Source organism: Bradyrhizobium sp. ma5 (assembly GCF_042258955.1).
Taxonomy (GTDB): domain Bacteria; phylum Pseudomonadota; class Alphaproteobacteria; order Rhizobiales; family Xanthobacteraceae; genus Bradyrhizobium.
This window is the reverse complement of sequence record NZ_CP170156.1, coordinates 3,213,588-3,234,631: the sequence shown is the minus strand read 5'-3', so window position 1 is coordinate 3,234,631 and position 21,044 is coordinate 3,213,588. Positions and strand designations below refer to the sequence as shown.

Genomic DNA, 21,044 nt, shown 5'->3' with positions numbered 1-21,044 from the left:
GGCTGCAAGGGTGCGCGACCGCATCACTCGGCCGCCTGCAGCGCACGCGCCGCTGCTTTGGCCGGCTTCGGCGCACCGACCCGCAAGCGGCGGTCCGACAGCGACAGCAAGCCGCCGAAGGCCATCAGCACCGGGCCCCACCAGATCATCAGCACCAGCGGCTTGTGATAGATGCGCACCGCGATCGCGCCGGCGGCCGAGGTATCGCCGAGCGAGATATAGAGCTGGCTCGCGCCGCGCGTCAGCAGCGCGGCCTCGGTCGTCGAGGCGCCGCGGGTCGTGAAGTTGCGCTTCGACGGCGTCATCACGCTGACCTTCTCGCCGTCACGGGTCACGGTGAATTGCGCGACCATCTCGCGGAAGTTCGGCCCCTGCCGCGGATTCAACCCGTCGAGCCGCAGCTCATAGCCGGCGACCTTGGCAACGTCGTCCGGCTTCATCGAGCCGATATATTCGCTGTTCCAGGTGGTCTCGCAGACGATTCCGATCAGTGCGACGCCGAGGCCAGCATGCGCGAAGACCGTGCCCCAGGTCGCCCGCGGCAGGCCGCGTGCGCGGCGCAGCGAGAGCGACAGCGGAATCCGGAACAGCGCGATGCGGTCGGCGAGATCGCACAGCGCGCCCATGATCACGAAGGCGGCAAGCCCGATCGCGAGCGGCGCCAGGGTCGCGCCGCCATAGGTCCATGCAAACACCACCGCGATCGCAACCAGCGCGACGATGCCAGCGACCATCAGCCGCTGCGCCGCGCCGAGCAGGTCGCCGCGCTTCCAGGCCAGCAGCGGCCCGAACGGCACCGCCAGCAGCAGCGGCACGAACAGCGGCGCGAAGGTGAAATTGAAGAACGGCGCGCCGACCGAGATCTTCTCGCCGGTCAGGACCTCGAGCGCCAGTGGATACAGCGTGCCGATGAACACCGTCGCGCAGGCGGTGGTGAGCAGCAAATTGTTGAGCACCAGCGCGCCCTCGCGCGAGATCGGCGCGAACAGCCCGCCCTGCTTCAGCGCCGGCGCGCGCCAGGCATAGAGCGACAGGCTGCCGCCGATGAAGACGAACAGGATCAGCAGGATGAACACGCCGCGGGTCGGATCGGTGGCGAAGGCGTGGACCGATGTGAGCACACCGGAGCGCACCAGGAAGGTGCCGAGCAGCGACAGCGAGAACGTCAGGATCGACAGCAGGACGGTCCAGACCTTCAGCGCGTTGCGCTTCTCCATCACCAGCGCCGAATGCAGCAGCGCGGTGCCGGCCAGCCACGGCATCAGCGAGGCGTTCTCGACCGGATCCCAGAACCACCAGCCGCCCCAGCCGAGCTCGTAATAGGCCCAGTAGGAGCCCATCGCGATGCCGAGCGTCAGGAAGATCCACGCCATCAGCGTCCACGGCCGCACCCAGCGCGCCCAGGCGGCGTCGATCCGCCCTTCAAGCAACGCCGCCACCGCGAACGAGAACGAGATCGAGAATCCGACATAGCCGAGATAGAGCATCGGCGGATGCACGGCGAGGCCGATGTCCTGCAGCACCGGATTGAGGTCGCGTCCCTCGATCGGCGGGTTGGCGATCCGCAGGAACGGATTCGAGGTGATCAGGATGAACAGATAGAACGCGCTGGCGACCCAGGCCTGCACCGCCAGCACATGCGCGCGCAGCGACAGCGGCAGATTGTTGCCGAAGGCCGCGACGAGGCCGCCGAACAGCGCCAGGATCGACACCCACAGCAGCATCGAGCCTTCATGGTTTCCCCACACGCCGGTGATCTTGTAGAGCAGCGGCTTCAGCGAATGCGAATTCTCGAAGACATTGGCGACCGAGAAATCCGAGGTGACGTGCAAGGTCACCAGCGCCGCGAACGACGCCGCGACGAACAGCAACTGGGCAAGCGCAGTAGAGCGCGCGACATTCATCAACGCCGCATCGCGCCAGCGCGCCCCGACGATCGGCACGATCGACTGGATCAGCGCCAGCGCCAGCGCGAGCACCAGGGCATAATGTCCGCTTTCGGCGATCACCGCATCGCTCCCTGGGTCGGCGCCGCGGAGGCGCTCGGCATGCTGTTCGGCTTGGCGCCGTAGTCGTCCTTCCAATGGCCCTGCTTTTTCAGGGCATCGGCGACGTCCTTCGGCATGTAGGTCTCGTCATGCTTGGCGAGCACGGTGTCGGCACGGAACACGCCGTCGGCATCGAGCGCGCCTTCGGCAACCACGCCCTGCCCCTCGCGGAACAGGTCCGGCAGGATACCCTTGTAGGCGACCGGCAGCGTCGCGCCGCCGTCGCCGACGGTGAAGCTCACCGCGAGATTGTCGCCGCGCTTGAGCGAGCCCTGCTCAACCAGCCCGCCGAGGCGGAAACGCTTGCCCGGACCGAGATGCTTTTCGGCGACCATCGACGGCGTCGAGAAGAACACGATGGAATCGCGTAGCGCGTTCAGCACCAGGCCCGCGGCGATCGCGAGCACGACGAGCGCGCAGCCGATCAGTGTCAAACGCCGTTGCTTCCTGGTCATGGTGCTTCCTTGCGCAAGACGTCTGCCGAAAACCGCTGCACATGTTTCGGCATCATGCGTTATCCATCCAATCCGAGACTCTTCAGCCCCTCATTGAGCTGACGCAACCGGTCCGCATCATTGGCCACCGCCTGACGGGCATCCGCAAGCGCGCTGATCGCCTTGTCGCGCTCGCCCATCACGAGATAGGCGCGAACCAGCCGCAGCCAGCCCTCGACGTCGTCGCCGTTGGTCTTCAGCCGCGTCGCCAGCCGATCGACCATACCCTTGATCATGGTGCCGCGATCGGCCTCGCTCATGTCCTTGGCCGCCGCCACCGCGCCATCCGGCAGCGCGGGTGCGCTGACGCCACCGACCCGAACCAGCGCAGCCTGCACCAGCGGCCGCCACGGCGCATCCGACGGCGCCTTCGCCAGCATCTTCTGCCAGAGCGCAGCGGCGTCGGCCTTGCGGCCGTCCTGCTCGGCGGCGAGGCCGAGGAAATAATTGGCCTTGGCGTCGTCGCCATTCAGCGCGACCGAGCGCTCGAACTCCGCCTTGGCGTCGGCAGTGACGACGCCACCGGCGCTCCCCATCAACGCCTCGCCGAGATCGGCGCGGCGATCGGCATTGTCGCCAGCATAGGTGATGGCATTGCGATAGGCACGGACGGCATCATCGTAGCGGCCGAGGCGCGACAGCACCGGCGCCAGCACCGTCCAGCCGCGGCCGTCGGTCGGGTTCTTCTCCAAATGAGCCTCGACCTGCGCGACCAGATTGGTGAGCGGCTGGTTGGCATCGGCCACATGGCTGCGCTCGGCGAGCGGAAAGTCGCCAAGACGCGGCGAGCCGAGCGCGAGATAGAAGCTGGAGGCAATCACCGGCAGCCCAACCAGGGCCACGACCGCGGCAGCGCGCCGCAGCGTGATGCTGCCTGTCACCGGGGCGTCACGTCCGCTCTGGTCGGCGGCAGCCAGCAGCCGGCGGCTGATCTCGATCCGCGCGGCATCGGCCTCGGCGGCGCCGATGATGCCTGAGGCCATATCGCGGTCGATTTCGGCGAGCTGGTCGCGGTAGACCACGACCTCGCTGCCCCCGCTATCCGCCCGTCCGCGGCGGCTGAGCGGCCACAGCACGGCAAAGATCGCCGCGACCGTCATCAGCGCGAACACAAACCACAGCGTCATCAAGCGGTTCCCGGATGGAACGGCGGCTTCAGGCAAGCCGCCTTAGAATCGCTTTACACTACCGGCGCCAAGCCCGGCAATTGACAATTGCTGGATCGACCGAAGGTCGAAATCAGCCGGTCTCCGGTGCCGTTCCGGCGGTATTGCAACGGCGTCGCCGGGCGAAAAGGCGCATACGACCAAAATATCGAAAACAACCCCATGCACAGTAGCCGGCGGGCGCCCGCTGGCGCTCGAATGCCGACTTGACACGTCGGGCAAATCAGCGCCACACTTCCATTATTCCGAAATTGCGCAAATGCGTGCCGTCCCGACTTGGCGGCCTCGTCGGCTTGCCGTCGAAAACGCTCAGGACCTACGCTTGATCCATGAGATTGTCCGGCGGTGCTTCCCGTCAGGGCGCGACTGTGCGATCGAATGCACTGTCACCGTAATCCCCCAAGCAGCGCTTGCTTGTTATCGCATCGTCTCAAACGACGCAGCAACAACATCAAACAGTTCAATGTTGGCTCGAATTCCAAGAACTTCGTCGCTGGCATCCCCGCCGCCGCTGTACAATCGACTCCCGTAAACAAGCCGATCAAACGGATCGTTACCTCTCAATTCAAAAGCACATTCTGGATCGCTCTCATGGAATATCCAGAAAACCAACGGGTCCCCTACGCGCTTGGGATCGCCCCCAAGATCCAGTCCAACCTCGAAGATGAGACCGCAACCCAGCTTCTTTTGCCAGCGGTTCCGGCGACGCTTGAATGCGAGCGCGGTGCAGAATTGGTCGACGAGCGGAATGACCCCCCTCTTTTTTCCCGTCCATCCCGTCGTCTGGATCTCTAAACACTCCCTTTCGCGCTTTCTCCAACCCCTAATGGCGATTAATTCGTGCTCTCTAAATTCCCGATCATGCCAGTACTTCCTGAAATGCTCGAGCAGGCATCTGACAGGAGGTCCATTCGGAACATCCGCGTGAGGAAAATCTTTGCGGGCGAACAGCTCATCCAAGAAGGCCGAGCGATATCGCGGCTCAATGCGAAATGTCCTGTTGTCCGAATTCACCTTTCCAACGGCTCGCATCGTCTCCATCGCTACCTCATCCCAATAGCGATTAAGCAAGTCCGCTTGGCCTGCTCCGCAGAACTCGATCATCCTGTTCTGCCACGCAGCCGGCATCAAGAAGCCGCGCGCTTCAAACGCAAGCTGCGTCGAAACTCGGCCTGGCCAGTTTTCCAAGACATCAAAAATAGGGTGATCGTCCATTCAGTTAAGTCTCATGGGGATTACGGTGACACTTGGCTTCTCGTTGGCGATTGAGTGCATTGTCACCCAAATTCTTGCCGTCGAACATGCCCGCGAATTGCGCGGTCTCGCTACCCCGCGCGGGACGACTTCCGTTCGCCGGTCACGGCATTCTCCGCCGCCCGGTTCATCAGCGAGGCGTAGTCGTGGCCGAACAGCACTTCGCAGAAGCGGATCGCGGCCTTGACTTGCTGCTGGCGGAAGGTGCGGACCCGTGCGTCGCCGCCGCGCAGTGATTGCACCAGTCCCTCGGTCGACTGCTCGACATAATGTTGCAGGTCCGAGAAGGTTCGCAGCGTCACCTCGTTGATGGCGAGCTCGCTGGCATAGGTGCGGCACACCGCGACGAAATCGATCAGGGCGGCGGCATCCTCGACCTCGGACGCATCGATCTTGGCGCCGGCCGCAATGTCCTTGTCGGCGCGCTGGCGCAGGATACGGCGGACCCGACCCGGCACGCTGTCGATCTCCGATTGCAGCGCGTTGGAGGTATCGGCGCGCACCGAGGTGAGCTGGCGGCCCCAGGTGGAGTCGTTGCGCAGGTCGAGTTCGGTGCGCAGGCCGCGGACCCCGTCATGCAGGGTCTTGAGCTGGTCGCTGACATAATCGAAATGCCCGCGCTTGATGTCGGTGCGCAGACAGGCCGCGACGAATGACAGGTCGTGCAGCGCGATGGTGACGGCGATGCCGTACGGCGTGGCCGCGACCCGCAGCTCGTCGTCGGAGGCCGCCATCTTGATGGCGAGGCGGATGATCTGCCATGGCGCGGCGAGCCGCTGCGCAATCAATGACAGCGCGAACGGCAGCAGTTGCGGCGTCTGCAATGACGGCAGCTTGAGCGCCTCCATCGCCGAGGCGATCTGGGAATCGGAAAACACCCGGATCTGGCTCGGCAGCCGGCTGCCCAGGGTTTCCAGCGCCTCTCGCGCCTGCAGGACGAGGCCGATCGGCAGCAGGTCCTCGACAACGCTCGGCGGGCCCACGCGCGCCAGCGCGCGCTGGCGGTCGTCCTGCATCGGCCCCGCGACCTTGATGATGGCTTCCGCAGCCGCAAGCTGGAACCTGCGCGCAGCGATCTCCATCGGACCGCTTTCCGTGGCAGCCGCCAGCGCCGTCTCGAATTCGCGGGCGGCCTCGGGCGCGCCCTCGCGGGCCAGCCACTGCCAGATCGGCAGCAGCGAGGCACGCCGGAGCTGGCCCGGTCGGGTCGGGAAATTGGTCTCGGCGAGGAACGGCTCGAGCGGCCGGAACAGGAGCCGCGCCGGATCGTCGCTGCGCGGCTGGATCTGCTCGTCCTGCTCGGCCCCGCGCACGATCTTGCGCAGCTGCTCCAGGACCAGATTGGCGATCGCGACGTCGTCGCCGCGTTCCACGGCGCGCTCCAGCTCCCGCATCAGCAGCGCCTGCGATTGCGGCGGAAGCTGCGCGAGATAATCCCTCAGCCGCTCGATCGATTTCTGGCTCATGCCCGGTCGTGAAAGCTAGGTGCCCGGCAAACGCCGCAGCCCGTCCGCCCGCGATGATAGAGGTGGGCGCGTTAAGAAGCCGTTTAGGAATATTGACGGCAACGCCGCCCAAGAGGCTGCGCAGCATCCGTATGCCAAATCGCATATGATGTCTGCGACGATTGTCCGCGAGCTCCCCTCGCCTCTCCCGCTTGTGGGTGCTGTCCCAATGCGGGCACTCGCTCTGGGAACCAGGACACTTGTCAAACACCCGGGAAAGCGTGGCAGTTTATTTGCGTACGATTCACACAGGTGATTTCTGAAACCGCCCGCTGATTCGATCCTTTCGCGACTGGGCAGGGCGTTTCATTAAGATCAAATTACAGCCCGGAAGGGGCCGCCAATTATCGGCAACCGGCGGCTCGGCGTGAGAATGGGAATAAGAACGGCTCCAACATTACCTCCAAGGGTGCTGGGGCCGTTCGTTTTGCGCGCCACAGGAACGAGGCGTGCGGGCTGGCGGTTGTTTATGTCCGGCGTCCACGTCGGGTCCGTCGGATGACGTATGTCAACTCGGTCCCGGCTTGCCCCCTCGCTGGGGCCTTTCTTTTTCACGGCTAGGAACAGCCCCCGGTGACAAGGACTTCTGCGTCGCGTCAACAATTCAGCGCGATCCCGCCTGCTGCGTTGGAGCGAGCATATCATGCTGTTTGTGTACGACGCGATTGATGGCGACGTCGGTAAAGAGCCTTTAGGTCGTAGATGATTGAAGCCCCCCACCGCGCAGCCATTCGGTCATGCTGGCGCCAGCCTCAGCTTGCCGGGCTAGCTTCAGGAGCGCTTCTCTCTCGATCCCGGGGGCGAGCGCTGCGGCCTGTTCGCGTAGCTCTCTAGCTCTCTCAAAAAGGCGCGCTTCAAGTGAATTGGTGTGTCTGACCCGACGTCGAATTTGGCCCATATGACCTTTTTCCTCGCTCAGTTCCTTACGGGAACGGGGCTGTAAATCCACATGGGAACGCAAAGTTCCTATCCTGCTTCCTTCATGGTTCGCTCGACCTCATCGGCCAGCGTCCGGTGATGTGCGGCCAACCTGGCGAACAGCTCTTTCTTGGCCTTATTGGTCGCCAGCTTGCTGATTAACTCGCACTCTTCCGCCTCGACGCGAAGCTTCTCCAAGTGCGCCTGCATGTCCTTCATGGGCAGTCTCCCAAGATCGGGGATGATTGCACGCGCACTCGGTTCACCCACGGAGAAGCCCCGGATTGGATCTAAATCCTTTGATCTAGATCAGGGGCAAGAACAGATGGCGTCCCATCCGGGGCTTAAATACGGACGGCGCCTACAAGCGGAAGCGGGAGCGCACCGCCTTCGCGACCGCATGCAACCGAATTCCATCATGCCCTACACCGCCGGCAGCATGAGTTCGGCCCGCAGACCACCGATCGGCGCGTCATTCAGGGCGAGCTTGCCGCCATAGAGGCCGGCGAGATCGGTCACGATCGAAAGGCCGAGGCCCGAGCCGGGCTTCGATTCGTCGAGCCGCTGGCCGCGCCGCGACACCTGGGCGCGCTCGGCCTCCGACAGGCCGCGCCCGTCGTCGTCGACCACAATGCGCAGCCTGGGACCCGCGCCCGACGCCTCCGGCGGGACCACGCTGACTTCGATGAACACCTGCGACGCCGCCCATTTGCAGGCGTTGTCGACGAGATTGCCGACCATCTCCTCGAGGTCCTGTCGCTCGCCGCGAAACCGCGCCGCCGGGTCGGCCTTCGCCTCGATCGCGAGGTCGCGATCGCGATGGATCTTCTCCATGGTCCGGCGCAGCGCCTCGATGACAGGGGCGACGTCGGTGATGGTGCTGACGATGGTAGCCCGGGCGGCGATCCGCGCGCGCTCGAGGTGATGCGCGACCTGGTCACGCATCAGGTCGGCCTGCTCCAGCACCTTGCTCGCGAAGGGATCGCCGGCATGCGTGCCCGCTTCGTTCACGATCACCGACAGCGGCGTCTTGATCGCGTGCGCAAGATTGCCGACATGGGTGCGCGAACGCTCGACGATCTCGCGGTTGGCATCGATCAGCGCGTTGGTCTCGCGCGCCAGTGGCGCGATCTCGACCGGAAACTGGCCCTCCAACCGCTCGGCGCGGCCGGAGCGGATATCGGCGATCGAATCCGAAATGCGCTTCAGCGGCGCAAGGCCGTAGCGCACCTGGAAGATCGTGGTCAGCAGCAGCACGATGCCGAGGGCGGCGAAGGTGCCGCCGAGGTAATAGTCGAAGCTGCGCGTCTCATCGAATATCTCGGTGGCATCGCCGGCGACGCTGACCAGGAACCTGCCGTCGGCCCCGAGATCGACCGGCCGCTCCACCACGCGCAGGCTTTGGCCTTCGGGTCCATCGACATAGCCGAGCCGGACCCCGGCGGCGGTCAGGTCGGCGCCGTGCTCCTCGAGCTTCGGCAGCTTCTTGTCCCACAGCGAACGCGAGGCACGGGTTTCGCCCTTCTCGGTATCGGTGCGGGTGATCTGCCAGTACCAGCCCGACAGCGGCAGGTCGAACAGCGGCTCGCCGAGCGACTGGAACTGGCGGTCCGCCGGCTCGTCCGGCGTCGCCACCTCGGCGATCAGGGTGCGCAGATAGAGATTGAGCCGCCGGTCGAAGGCGCGCTCGGTGGCGTCGCGATAGACCGACGAAAGGATGACGCCGGTGATCGCCAGGATCACCACCACCCAGGCGGTCGCCGAGACGAACAGGCGCGTCGCAAGCGAGCTGCCGCCCATCAGAGCACGGGCTCGAACGGCGTGTCAGCGGCAACAGACGTCAGGGATTCAAACATTGGCGAATCCAGTTCTCCCGGCGCGGATCATGCCAATGCCCGTATACGCCGATCAAGCGCTCTAAGAACATGATCCGATTGAACAGGATATGCTCTCATCCTTTTGTTTGGTCGTGTTTTCTTCACGCGAGCGAACTGGTTATCCACTTCGCTCGAAAACGCTTTAAGTCGGCGGCGACAGCATGTAGCCGAGGCCCCGAACAGTCTGGATAATATCGACTTCCAGCTTCTTGCGGATGCGGCCGACGAACACCTCGATGGTGTTGGAGTCGCGGTCGAAGTCCTGGTCGTAGAGGTGCTCGACCAGCTCGGTGCGCGAGACCACCCGCCCGGTGTGGTGCATCAGATAGTCGAGCAGGTTGTACTCGTGCGAGGTCAGCTTGATCGGGTTGCCGTTGACGGTGACCCGTTTGGTGCGGGTGTTGAGCGCCACCGGCCCGCAGACCAGCTCGACCTGGGCATGCCCGGTCGCGCGGCGCAGCAGCGCGCGGATCCGCGCCAGCACCTCCTCCAGATGGAAGGGCTTTGCGACATAGTCGTCGGCGCCGGCGTCGAACCCCTGAACCTTGTCGCTCCAGCGGTCGCGCGCGGTGAGAATCAGCACCGGCATCACCCGCTTGTTCCGCCGCCAGGCCTCCAGCACCGAGATACCGTCCATCTTCGGCAGGCCGATATCGAGCACGACCGCGTCGTAGGGCTCGCTGTCGCCAAGGAAATGCCCCTCCTCGCCGTCGAACGCCCGATCGACCACATAGCCGGCGTCCGTCAGCGCGGTGGTGAGCTGGCGGTTCAGATCCGGGTCATCCTCAACGACGAGCAGACGCACTTTAGCCTCCGAGAGTGAGCATTGCGATATTCCGGCATCAAATGAGGCTCCCGGCCGTGAACGGCCTATGAATGGAGCCACGGGCGAAACCTTATTTTTTCGTCAGGTGCACCATGCCGGGAACCCGCGCAAGCGCGACAGGTTCCCGCTGAGAGATGCGTGCCAAATGGGATTGAGTTTCAATTCAAGGTATTTAAATACCTTTTTTGGCAACAAGACGACGCGTCGTGGCTGCCACAGTCGGCGGGCAAGTTAACCTTCGGCGACCATTTCCATGTCACCGGCGCGAGTGATGCGCTAATCAGCCCCGGGGGTCGTCTGCGGTACAGGACCGGGAATACTTTGTTGGAAATTTCACAGATACGGAAGTTCGGCGTGATTGCGGGCTGGCTCGCGCTTGCCTTTATCGCCTTCGTGACACTGTCGCCGATCCAGGACCGTCCGTCGTTCTTCCCCCCTCAGACCGAGCGCTTCGCCGCATATGCAGTGATGGCAACGGCCTTTGTGTTGGGTTACCCGCGGCGTACCGCGCTGATCGTGCTCTTTGTGGTCTTCAGCTCGTTCACACTCGAAGCGATGCAACTGCTGACACCGGACCGTCACGGCCGCCTGCTTGACGCGATCGTCAAGGTGTCGGGAGGTCTTGCCGGCATCGGCGCGGGTCACCTCATCCTGCTGGTGCTGCGCAGCCAGTTCGGCCGGTTGAGGTCGCGCACGGACGCAGCCTAGAGCATTTTCGGTTCTGATTGAATCAGAACCGAAGCTCTAGATTCTTGTTTTGACGCGTTTTCTTCACGCGAACCGGCGTCCACTTCGCTCGAAAACGCTCTAGTCTTCCGCCATCTTGGGCATGATATTCGCGCAAACGCGTTCCGCGTTTGTCGCGACGGAAAGCCGCTTCGCACCTTTCCGGATCATGCTCTATCGCCGGCGCGGATGCGCCTTCTGGTGCCACGCCCAGGCCGAGCGAATGATGTAGCCGAGATCCGACCGGCTCGCCCTGAAGCCGAGGCTGCTCTCCGACTTTGAGGGATCGGCGACCAGGATCGGCGGATCGCCGGCCCTGCGTTCGCGCACCACGCTCGGCACCGCCTCACCGGTCTCGGCGCGGATCGCGTCGAGCACCTCGCGCACCGAATAGCCGGTGCCGGTGCCGAGGTTGAACACACCGCCGACGCTCCCCTTCAAAAGCAGTTCGAGCGCCGCGATATGGGCGGCGGCGAGATCGTCGACATGGATATAGTCGCGCACCGCGGTACCGTCAGGCGTCTCATAATCTTCGCCGAAGATCGCAAAGTCCGGAACATACCCGAGCAGCGCCATCAGCGCGCGCGGAATCAAATGCGTCTCGGGATCGCGCAGCTCGCCGATGGTGCCGGATGCATCGGCGCCGCAGGCGTTGAAGTAACGCAGGCAGACCGATTTGAACTGATAGGCAGCGCGATAGTCAGCGAGGATCTGCTCGATCATGAACTTGGAGCGGCCGTAGGGATTGACGGTTGGCCCCGCGGCGCTCTCGGGAATGGGATCGCGTCCGGCATTGCCGTAGACGGCGCCGGTGGAGGAGAACACCAGGCGATCGCAGCCCACCTCGCGCATGCCGCGCAGCAGGCCGATCGTGCCGTCAACATTGTTAGTGTAGTATTTCTGCGGATCCGCGACGGACTCGCCGACTGCGCTGAACGCGGCGAAGTGCATCACGGCCAGCACATTGTGCTCGCGGATGGTGGCGGCGATCTTGTCGTGATCGGCGACGTCGCCGATCACGAGCGGTCCCCATTGCACGAAATTGCGATGGCCGGTGGAGAGGTTGTCATAGACGACCGGAACAAACCCGGCCTCGGCGACCGCCTTGGCGCAATGGGATCCGATGTACCCCGCGCCGCCCGTGATGAGGATCGAACCCCTGCTCGCCATTTAAAATGCCGTCCCTGCGCGGACCGATCCCGCGCGTCACCAAACGCAATCATCGCATGGGTACGACATTCCGTCCGGCGCGGCAAAATGACGGTGAGAATAGCGTTAAGGCCGAACGGATTTGCTGCCGCAGCGACGGTTAACGCGCCGCAAGCGGCGCGTTGGCTAACTCAGATGTTATTAGACGCCGGCCTGTGCGAGGGCGGCCCAGCGACCGGGGTTCGCCGGGGTCTGCATCCTGACCCAGCGATAGCGCGCCTGCGACCAGTTGCGGATCTGCGCGTTCAGATTGTCGAGCACGACATCGCCACCCTGGGCGCGGACCACCAGCACGAGATGATGCTCGCCCCAGGAAGTCACGACCTCGCTCAGCAGCAGGTTGCGCATCGGCCAGCCGCGCGCCAGCAGCTCATGGCGCTTGCTGACGGCATAGTCGTTGCAGTCGCCGCGCGCCGGATTGATCAGCCATTCCTCGCCGGCGAGGCCGCGCTCGTTGCGCTGTGGCGCGATGCTACGATTGACCGTGGCATTGACTTCGATCAGGTCGGCCATGCGCTGCTTGGTCAGACGTGTGGCGCCGCCGCGGAACACCATGCGGGCGCGCGGCTTCTGCTTGCATTCGTCGGCATAGCGCATGCAGAACATCATGTAGGCCATCGGCGCCAGCGTCGGCTCGCTGAAGCGGATCTTCTCGACCATGCCGCGCAGCGGCAGCGGCGAGCCGATCATTGCAGCCTGCGTGTGCTGGGCGCTGGTCCCCAACGCGACGATGGCCAGCAGCAGGGCCATCACTTTCTTGACGTTGTACATTCTTCACTCCCCACAGTGAGAGGAAGCATGTACGGGAAATGTCTTGAGCTTAGGCTCAAGCGCGCGGCGGCATTTGCCTCAAATGCCGAGAGGCGCGCGAGCAGTCCGTTAACCAAAAAAGGTTCGCGCGCCGGCAAGCCTTTCGGCTGCCGAACGATAACGCGCGTGCAGGCCGACGGATCGCGACTCCATCGCGGTTGCGGGCCATTTCTCCTGCGGTCTCAGCGGACGCCGCCGTCAGACGAACGGGCAGTTGCGGCGCGGGATTTCTTGTTCGCATGCAGGCATGGTTAGCCTGATGTGAAGCGGCCGGAGCGCTCGGCCAATCTAGACCGTCACGCGCTGCCGGGGTGCGATCCCGCACCAGTTCATGACGAGATCGGCGAGCGTCTTGATCTCGATATCCGCGGGCGTGCCGCTGGCGAAATCGGCGACCGATTGTCCCAGCGCGACGGCGCGAACATAGGCCGAGCGGCTTCCGATCATCGGCCCGATCTCTTCGTCGAGCGTATCCAGCTCCTCGATCAGTTGCTGGCCTTCTAGTGTGCGCTGGTCGACGCGGTTCGGCACGATCATGGCACGGAGCGCCGTTCGTCGCGCTGCACGCACCTCACGCACGATGTCGAGCGTCCGCGCAGTGGCTTCGATGTCGAGGCCCGACGGCGTACAGGGCATCAGCACGATATTGGCGACCGCGAGCACGGCGCCCAGGACCCGGTCGTTGGGCGCGGAATCCACGACGATGATCTGATGCGGAATCTGGCGCATCAGCTTGGCCCATTCGGCGACGGGGCGGGTTTCCGGATCTAGCTGGTAGACGGGGAACGACAAATTGCCGGGCTCGGCCCAGTGACATGCGGACGCCTGGGAGTCGGCGTCGACCAGTCCCACCAAGCCCGTACGCCGATCCAGTTCTGCGGCCAGCAAGACCGCAAGGGTCGTCTTTCCGACCCCGCCCTTGCGCTGGGCAACCGAGATGACAAGCGGCATCGCTAGCTCCTGGCGTTATCCGCCGTACGTGCGCGGTAGGACACCTTCATCGACAAGCGTCAGCATCCGGGGCAGACAGACCCGCTTTGCGTCGTAATTGTCTCGCACAAAGCTCCGCGCCTTCATCCGCATCTTCTTGAAGGTCTTCGGCCGTGACAGCACCGAGACGACCTGATCGGACAGCGCATCAATATCAAAGAACGGCGCCAGCAGGCCGTTGCCGTCCGAGATGATATCGCGAAGCGGGGCGGTGTCGGATGCCACCACCGCACATCCCGCACTCATGGCCTCCAGCAGCGACCATGACAGCACGAAGGGATAGGTCAGATAGACGTGCACCGAGGAGATCTGCAGCAGCGCGAGATACTGGTCCCGGGGAATCCGGCCGAGGAAATGCACGCGGCGCAGGTCGATGTCCGATCTGATCTCGTCCAGGAACATCGACTTCCAGCTCGAGCCCTTGGGCGGATTGGCGCCGTAGGATGTCCCGCTGCCGCCGACGATCACCACCTGCGCATTCGGCCGCGCAGCCAATATCCTCGGCAGCGATCGCATGAAGACATGGAAGCCGCGTACCGGCTCCAGATTGCGCGAGACGTAGGTGATCACCTCGTCGTCCGCCGACAGTGTCGCACCATTCGGAAGCTGAAACCTGGCGACCGGATTGGGCTTCACCTCGTCGGTGTCGACGCCCTCGTGAATGACCTCGATCTTGCTCTGAAACTCGCGGGGAAAGGTCGACCTCTGCCATGGCGTCGGCGAAACGCCGGAATCACATTCGGTGAGCGCCAGCAGCGTCGTCGCGTTCTTCAGATGGAGTGCGACATTGCCGTCAAGACCTGTCATCGGAAACTCGGGATCGAAGCCGACGTCCCGGCCCTCGGCGCCGTAGTAGAATTCGCAATAGAGGATGATCCGCGCTTTCGGAAACATCGTGCGCAGCGGCAGCGTCTCGCCCCAACCGGGATGCGCGAAGATCAGGTCGGGCACGAAGCCCTGCCCCGACAGCGACGACAGCGCATACAGGACCTCCTCGGCACGCCGCGCCTCGACATCGAAGCGGCGGGCAAAGGGATGCACCATCGCGGAGTCCGACTTGGTCGTCGAATATTTCAGCAGCCGGATATCCCGCGTCGTGCTCGCGGTCGATGAACCGACCGCAACGACCTTGTTTCCGGGCTGCTCCGCGAGCGCACGCGCAATATGGCGGTACTGGGCTGGAAAGTTGTTGTGGACGAAGAGGACGTTCATTGGCGGGCGGGCGCGCCCCCCGGCCGCGCGGTCTTCGATTGGGGTCAGACTCGAGATCATGACCGGTAGGGTGTCTTCGATATGCACGTGCGAACTATCTCACCGGATTAACATTAAGCCCCCTTCTATCACACCAATTTTTGGGGCACACTGTGTGAGAGATATATCGACCCATTCCGCTAGGCTCGCAGGCGACCATGAACGAACAGATTCAGCAGAAAACCATCGACCTGGCACGAGGTCTCTTCCTGGTTCGCTACAATGGCGCGGAAGACAAGACATCACCTCCGGTGGTGCGCGTCTATGCCGATCGCACCAGTCTTAACAATTGTAACATCATTACCGGGCCCGACGCGGCCAATGGAACCCTGTTTGCGCCCGAGACCGCGCTGGTCGTGTCGGTGGCCCGGCCAAGCCGCCTGATCGTCGAGGTCACGGCGGGGCGCGCCGGCGGCTCGACCGCCGCCAATATCAAGATCGAACCGCTGACCCAGGGACAACCGGCCGTGCAGCCGATCGGTCAGCCGGCCAGCCTGCCGTTCGACACCTACGAACCCGAGCCTGGCCCCGAGGAACTGAGCGCCCTCAAGCTGCTCGCGCATGTCGCGGGTTTGGGTGACGTGACGGTCGGCCCGAATACGTGGATCGCCGGCCCGGCCGCGCCGGCCCGAATCGAGGGAATTTCGCTCGAATGGCCGAACAAGCCGCACGATCTCAACCTGCAATATGCGGTCAAGTTCGCCCGGCCGCAGCGCGGCGACAACCAGTTCGTTCCGCTCGGAACCTTTGCCGGAACCCGGGGCCGCGCGCTGGCCATCACGGGGTTCTCGCTGGAAGCCACAGGCCCCGGCGCGGATCGTTACGCCATCGCCGCCGAAACCATCTTCCTCGGGGCTCCCGCGTTGCGCGTGACCGGGAACCGGATTGTGGTGTCGGGCCCTTCGGGCCGGGAACCCCTGGTGGGCCTCAAGCTCAGTCTCGAAGAGCACCGGGTGCAAGCAGCCCCCCTCGCGCCGCGGCAACCGATGCGCGTCGAGCCCACCCCCGCGATGCCGCGCCAGGAGGCCCCACGCCTCGAGGGACGGGTACGCGTGTTCCGGAGCCGGCAGAACGCGGTCAAGACGGCGGGCTGACCATGCGGGCAGACAAGGGCGACACTTGACCGCCGAGGCGCGCAGGATCGCCTTTACGTCCAGAACGCTGCACCACGTCGATCTCGAGCGGGCCGCAGTCGGGGCGCTCGAGGCACGCGACTTCCGTCGCGCATTCGGGCTCGCCGACCGCCGCTGCCGGATACTGCCGCATCCGGGCGCCCGCGCCCATTTGCTGCGCGCCGAAGCGCTGTTTCGCCTCGATCTCAAGGAGGCAGCCGTCGCCGGCGTAGCCAAAGCGCTCGAGCTCGAACCGGACGATCTTGCCGCCGCACGGCGAATGATGGCCTGGGGCGACGGCCCTGCGCAGATCGAAGCCGCGCAAAGCGTCGCGCGACGCGATGACGATCCGGATTCAGTCCGGAGCGCGCTCCTGCTGCTCGAGCAGAGTGGTCAGGACAGCTGCGCCCGTATCGACTTCCTCGATGAGGAGGTGAAGGGATGGGTGACGTGGCGAGGCGCGGACGATCCACACCTTTCACTGGCGCAAGCGGATCAATCCAGCACCGTCCAGCTTCCCGCCGATCCCCGTCACAGGTTTGCGCTCAATGGGCGACGTGCTGCGAGCTTCCGACTGATGCGGCCAGCGTCCGAGACCTCGCAACGCCTCGAGATCACACAAGCGAGTCGCGTCATCGCGAGCGTTCAGCTCCCGGCCAACCGCGCGCCGGAGCGCCGCGACGCGCCACAACGGCCGCTTCGCGCCGGGAGCGCCGACGCTTCGCCGCTCACCATCATCATTCCGGTGTACCGGGATCTGGCCGCGACGCGTGCCTGCATCGAGAGCGCATTGGCGGCGGTGGCCTGCACGCCGGGCGCGACCATCGTCGCAGTCGATGATGCCTCGCCCGAGCCCGACATCAAGCGCCTGCTCGGCGAGCTGGCGTCCGAGCAGCGTATCCGGCTCCTGACCAACGCGCACAATCTGGGCTTTGTCGGCGCGGTCAACCGGGCGCTTGCCGAGACTGGTAGCGGCGACGTCGTGCTGCTGAACTCGGATACGACAGTGCCGAAACGCGCGCTGCAACGCTTGCGAAGCGCCGTGCAATCGACGCCGGGCGTGGGCACCGCGACCCCGCTCTCGAACAACGGCGAATATACCAGCTTTCCAATTCCGAACCGGTCGAACCCCCTGCCCTCGCCCGACGAGCTGGAATTGCTGGACGCGCTTGCCGGCACGGCAAATTTCGGGATCGCAATCGACATTCCCAACGGCATCGGGTTCTGCCTCTACATCACCCGCGAATGCCTCGACGCCGTGCGTGAGCTCTCCGACGACTTCTATCGCGGCTATCTTGAAGACGTCGACTTCTGCCTGCGCGCCGCGGAGGCCGGTTTCCGCAATGTGTGCATCCCGTCGGTCTTTGTCGGACACGAGGGCTCGCGCTCGTTTCTCGGCGAGAAGCGTTCGCTGGTGCTGCGCAATCTTCGCGTGCTCGAGCACCGCTACCGGCGCTATGCGACGGAGTGCGCGGCGTTCCTGCTTGCCGATCCGCTGCGCGATTGCCGCGCTGCACTCGAGCTCAAGCTGGTCTGCAACGAACAGCGTACCTTCAGCCCGCACGTCATCCTCTGCGGCTCCGCCGTTGGCCGCGAGATTGCCGTCAGGCGGTGCCGGCAGCTCGCGGCGGACAACAAGCGCGGTCTGATCGTTCAAGTCCGCGCCGAGGGACGACGCCAGCTCGCCGCGATCTTCGCTCCGGACGGCGGAGCCCCGCAGTCGATCACACTCGACGTTGCGACGACTGAGGGCCGCGAAGCTCTTCTGAGGTTTCTCAACGATCTCCAAATCCGCGCGCTCGAGATTGCGGAGCCGAACCGCATCCCCGGCGCATGTCTCGCGCAGCTCACTCAACATTTCGCCTACGAGCTCCTGATCACCGACACCAGGCTTGCGGTGCGCGCCGTGATTGGAGCGGGCCTCCATCCGGACTGGACGGGTCTCGTCGAAGGCGCCCGAGGCGTGATCGCGATCGGCGAAGAGGGAGCAGCCTTTTCGGTGTCGGTTCTCGGCCTGCAAGTGGTCAGGCCGAGCGACCCGCCGGCGCGGCCGGTGCGGCATCCTGCCGTGGACGGCCCGGCGCGCCTCGGCCTGCTTGCCCTGCACGGCAGCGCGGCGGAATTTCGCTTCGTCAGAGCGCTCAGCGATCAAATGGCCGACGCCAATGCAGACGCCGAGATCATCGTGCTCGGTACCACCCTCGACGATCTCAAGCTGATGCAGCGGACCAATGTGATGGTCACCGGCGAAATCGCCGTCGACGACGTTGCGACGCTGATCGAAGGTCACGGCATCACGAAACTGGTTCTCGACATGGGCGAACCGGCATTCGGGCATCCGCTGGTCGATGCGCTGCTGGCGAGCGGATTGCCGGCCGCCGCGACGGAATGGCTTCCGACACCACCGGGACGTGGCCGAAAGACCGACCTGAAGCTGCCGCCCGGCCTCGATGCCGATGACGCGATTGCCGCTGTCCTCGACTGGGCGGTCGAAGCCGTGCAGCTACATCCCGATCGGAGGAGCAGTCGGCACCGGCGGGAGGTTGGCGCGCGGCTTCCATGACCGCGGCGGCCATGCGAGCGAAGAGAACGGGGTCGAATCCAGCCCCAGCAGCGGGCTGTAATAGGGATCATCGAGCAGCACCTCGCCCCACTTCGCGCGCAGCATCGCCAGCTCGCGCCCGAAGCGGGCCTTGCGGTCCGGCGCGGAATCGCGGCCGCGGCTTGCCGACTCCAGGTGAACGAGTTTCGCGTCCGGCGTGAATACGATCCGCTTTCCGAGCTGGCGCAGCTTCAGGCAGAGATCGATATCGTTGAAACTGATCGGAAAGCGAACCTCGTCCATGCCGCCGACGGCGACGAAATCGCGCTTGCGCATCAAGAGGCAGGCGGCCGTCACCGCCGAACATTCGTGCGCCACCTGGAGCAGATCGCCGTAGCCGGGATCACCGTCCATCCGGTCGTTGAAGGCGTGCGCAGCCGAGAAGTTGGCGCCCAGCACCACCCCGCCATGCTGCACGACGCTGCTCGGCCAAAGCAGCTTTGCGCCGACGGCTCCGACATCGGGCGCGGACAGCCGCCACAGCATCTCAGCCAGCCAGCCGTCATCGAGCGCCTGGACGTCGTTGTTGAGGAAGCAGATGTTGTCCGTGTCGACGCAATCGACGGCGGCGTTGTTGATGGTTGCGAAGTTGAACGGCCCTTCGACCGAAATGACGTCGATTTCGTCCGCTGAGAGACCGTCGAGATAGTCCAGCGCGTCCGGCTCGCTCGAGCTGTTGTCGACGACGAGAATCCGGGCGTTGGTCTCATGTGCGGCCGGCAGAACCGTCTCGATGCAACGCTTGAGCAATTCGGCGCGGTTTCTGGTCGGGATGATGATGGTGGTGCGCTCGTTCCAATCGACCGCGCGCTTGACCCGCACGGCTGGAAGAAGCCCCGCTTTCCGCGGCTCGACATTCGCCTCGACGCCAGTCCTGGCCAAATACGCCTTGCTTGCAGCGACCAGTTCGGCGGTCGCGGCGGACACATCAATCCGCGGCAACGCCGCGACCGATCCCGGCAGATGATAGGTTCTCTCACGCTCCACGCAGCCAATGAATATTTCGTAGAGCGACGCCGCCGATCGCAGCGCTTCCACGGCGCGTTCCCGGCGCACCGCAAAGCAATACGCGCCATAGCCCTGCTCCAGCGCACGTTCAAGATCGAGTGCCGAAAACGCCAGCGGCCAGACCGCGCCGGCGCCGGCCGCGACCTCGACGTCGCCATAGACGAGATCGCAGCCGGGCTCGGCCGTGAACACATCGGCGAAGCGCTGCAAGGCATCTTCCGCGAGGATCGTCCCGCTCAGGCAGAAGACGAAGAACGTACTGCTGGCGGCATCGCCGTCGACGAACTCGCGCGCAGCGCCGGAATCGAACTGACTGAAGCCCCGCGCCGGCAGAGACACCGCCGACCAGGCCGCGTGCCGCTGGGCCTCCAGGCTCTCGATGCTTTCGTCCACCCTGGCATCCCCGATCAGGACGACCGCGACCTCGGATGGAACGTCAGGCGGTGCTGGCGGCGAGAAGCGCTCTTTCCAGCTGCGATAAGTGTGAAACGGCACCGAGGCAGGCAGGAGCTGATCGAACAATTGGCCGCGCAGCCGCTCGCTATCCCAACGTCCGAGCTCGGCGATGGTCTGCTCCAGCCCGCGCTCGAAAGCGACGAATGCAACCGGCTCGGAGATCAGGCTCCGTCCGGAAATGGTCCGCGCGGACAGCCCGCGCACGCGACCGTCGGCAAAATGCTCGGGCAGATGAAAATCGATCCGGCGGCCGACGCCGAACTCGCTGCCGCGCGCAACGTTGGTCCACCCGGTCGGCTTCACGGTCATCACCGGCCGTTGCGCAATCAGGATTTCGACGTCTTCGTCGACGTCCTGCGAGAGCCAGCCCTCGAAGCGCAAGCCTCCGACCCATTTGATCTCGCCGATTCGGTGCCACTGCGCTTCCGGTGCAGCAACATCGCAGCGAATCGGAGCACCGACCGGACTGCCGATATTCGCCAGCCTTGCCTCGATGATCGCAGCGCTCGAGCTGACCTCATCCTGCACGTTGAAAGTAAAGCCAAATCGACCGTCGCCGATTCCGGCCTCGGCAAGCTCTGTTACAAACTCGTCACACAATGATGACATGTATGGCTCGCCGTCGACCAGCAGCTCGACGGCGTAGCGTCGGCTCGGATCGGCGCGGTCATAAACAAATCCAGAAAACGTCGTGCGATCGTATCTGGAGAATTGCGTCTGCAAAGACGCGTATTCAGCTCCTGAGGGCCTCTGCTTGCCTATCGTCTTCGTGCTCATGTCCACCCCTCAAAC

16 protein-coding genes are annotated in these 21,044 nt (G+C 64.4%); 3 read left to right on the top strand and 13 right to left on the bottom strand.

Annotation, left to right across the window (positions count from 1 at the left end):
* Positions 1–23: 23 nt before the first annotated feature.
* The 8 genes from ACE103_RS14785 to ACE103_RS14750 all read right to left on the bottom strand — a co-directional run bounded on the left by ACE103_RS14785 (position 24) and on the right by ACE103_RS14750 (position 10,067).
* Entirely contained in the window at positions 24–2,009 is a 1,986-nt protein-coding gene (locus ACE103_RS14785) for a heme lyase CcmF/NrfE family subunit (protein WP_375780009.1), read from the bottom strand.
* Positions 2,006–2,503, bottom strand: coding sequence for a cytochrome c maturation protein CcmE (gene ccmE, locus ACE103_RS14780; protein ID WP_375780008.1), 498 nt, complete (start codon positions 2,501–2,503; stop codon positions 2,006–2,008). The genes ACE103_RS14785 and ccmE overlap by 4 nt, the downstream gene beginning before the upstream one ends.
* Positions 2,504–2,562: 59 nt before the next feature.
* Positions 2,563–3,669: a c-type cytochrome biogenesis protein CcmI gene (ccmI, locus tag ACE103_RS14775; RefSeq protein WP_375780007.1), complete on the bottom strand. Its 1,107-nt coding sequence runs from the start codon at positions 3,667–3,669 to the stop codon at positions 2,563–2,565.
* Between the two features lie 456 nt (positions 3,670–4,125).
* Complete coding sequence (locus tag ACE103_RS14770; protein WP_223968361.1) at positions 4,126–4,923, bottom strand: hypothetical protein; 798 nt, start codon at positions 4,921–4,923, stop codon at positions 4,126–4,128.
* Between the two features lie 110 nt (positions 4,924–5,033).
* On the bottom strand, positions 5,034–6,428 hold the full coding sequence (locus ACE103_RS14765; protein ID WP_375780006.1) for a hypothetical protein: 1,395 nt from the start codon (positions 6,426–6,428) through the stop codon (positions 5,034–5,036).
* Positions 6,429–7,433: 1,005 nt separating this feature from the next.
* Positions 7,434–7,604 carry a hypothetical protein gene (locus ACE103_RS14760; RefSeq protein ID WP_223968357.1) on the bottom strand — a complete coding sequence of 57 codons (171 nt, stop codon included), beginning with the start codon at positions 7,602–7,604 and terminating at the stop codon, positions 7,434–7,436.
* 204 nt (positions 7,605–7,808) lie between these two features.
* A complete protein-coding gene (locus ACE103_RS14755) occupies positions 7,809–9,185 on the bottom strand; it encodes a sensor histidine kinase (RefSeq protein WP_223968355.1) in 1,377 nt (458 codons plus the stop codon).
* A gap of 219 nt (positions 9,186–9,404) precedes the next feature.
* The gene (locus ACE103_RS14750; RefSeq protein ID WP_163154879.1) at positions 9,405–10,067 is read right to left on the bottom strand and encodes a response regulator transcription factor; all 663 of its coding nucleotides are present in this window, start codon (positions 10,065–10,067) and stop codon (positions 9,405–9,407) included.
* A gap of 159 nt (positions 10,068–10,226) precedes the next feature.
* On the opposite strand from ACE103_RS14750, the gene ACE103_RS14745 reads away from it, so the two are divergent.
* Positions 10,227–10,796, top strand: coding sequence for a hypothetical protein (locus ACE103_RS14745; protein WP_375780005.1), 570 nt, complete (start codon positions 10,227–10,229; stop codon positions 10,794–10,796).
* Between the two features lie 192 nt (positions 10,797–10,988).
* Here the strand turns inward: ACE103_RS14745 and galE are convergent, their stop codons facing one another.
* The 4 genes from galE to ACE103_RS14725 form a co-directional block, all read right to left on the bottom strand.
* Positions 10,989–11,984, bottom strand: a complete 996-nt coding sequence (gene galE / locus ACE103_RS14740) for a UDP-glucose 4-epimerase GalE (protein ID WP_375780004.1) — start codon at positions 11,982–11,984, stop codon at positions 10,989–10,991.
* 180 nt (positions 11,985–12,164) lie between these two features.
* Positions 12,165–12,794 carry a transglutaminase-like cysteine peptidase gene (locus tag ACE103_RS14735; RefSeq protein ID WP_223968351.1) on the bottom strand — a complete coding sequence of 210 codons (630 nt, stop codon included), beginning with the start codon at positions 12,792–12,794 and terminating at the stop codon, positions 12,165–12,167.
* Positions 12,795–13,121: 327 nt separating this feature from the next.
* Positions 13,122–13,784 carry a ParA family protein gene (locus ACE103_RS14730; RefSeq protein WP_223968350.1) on the bottom strand — a complete coding sequence of 221 codons (663 nt, stop codon included), beginning with the start codon at positions 13,782–13,784 and terminating at the stop codon, positions 13,122–13,124.
* A gap of 15 nt (positions 13,785–13,799) precedes the next feature.
* Entirely contained in the window at positions 13,800–15,035 is a 1,236-nt protein-coding gene (locus tag ACE103_RS14725; protein WP_375780003.1) for a glycosyltransferase family 4 protein, read from the bottom strand.
* A gap of 197 nt (positions 15,036–15,232) precedes the next feature.
* Between ACE103_RS14725 and ACE103_RS14720 the strand changes: the two genes are divergently transcribed.
* Together ACE103_RS14720 and ACE103_RS14715 are read left to right on the top strand one after the other, a co-directional pair.
* Positions 15,233–16,168 carry a hypothetical protein gene (locus ACE103_RS14720; protein ID WP_375780002.1) on the top strand — a complete coding sequence of 312 codons (936 nt, stop codon included), beginning with the start codon at positions 15,233–15,235 and terminating at the stop codon, positions 16,166–16,168.
* Positions 16,169–16,193: 25 nt separating this feature from the next.
* Positions 16,194–18,749, top strand: coding sequence for a glycosyltransferase (locus ACE103_RS14715; protein ID WP_375780001.1), 2,556 nt, complete (start codon positions 16,194–16,196; stop codon positions 18,747–18,749).
* Here ACE103_RS14715 and ACE103_RS14710 read toward each other — a convergent pair.
* A complete protein-coding gene (locus ACE103_RS14710) occupies positions 18,690–21,029 on the bottom strand; it encodes a glycosyltransferase family 2 protein (RefSeq protein WP_375780000.1) in 2,340 nt (779 codons plus the stop codon). The two genes, ACE103_RS14715 and ACE103_RS14710, sit on opposite strands and share 60 nt — an antisense overlap.
* Positions 21,030–21,044 lie beyond the last annotated feature (15 nt).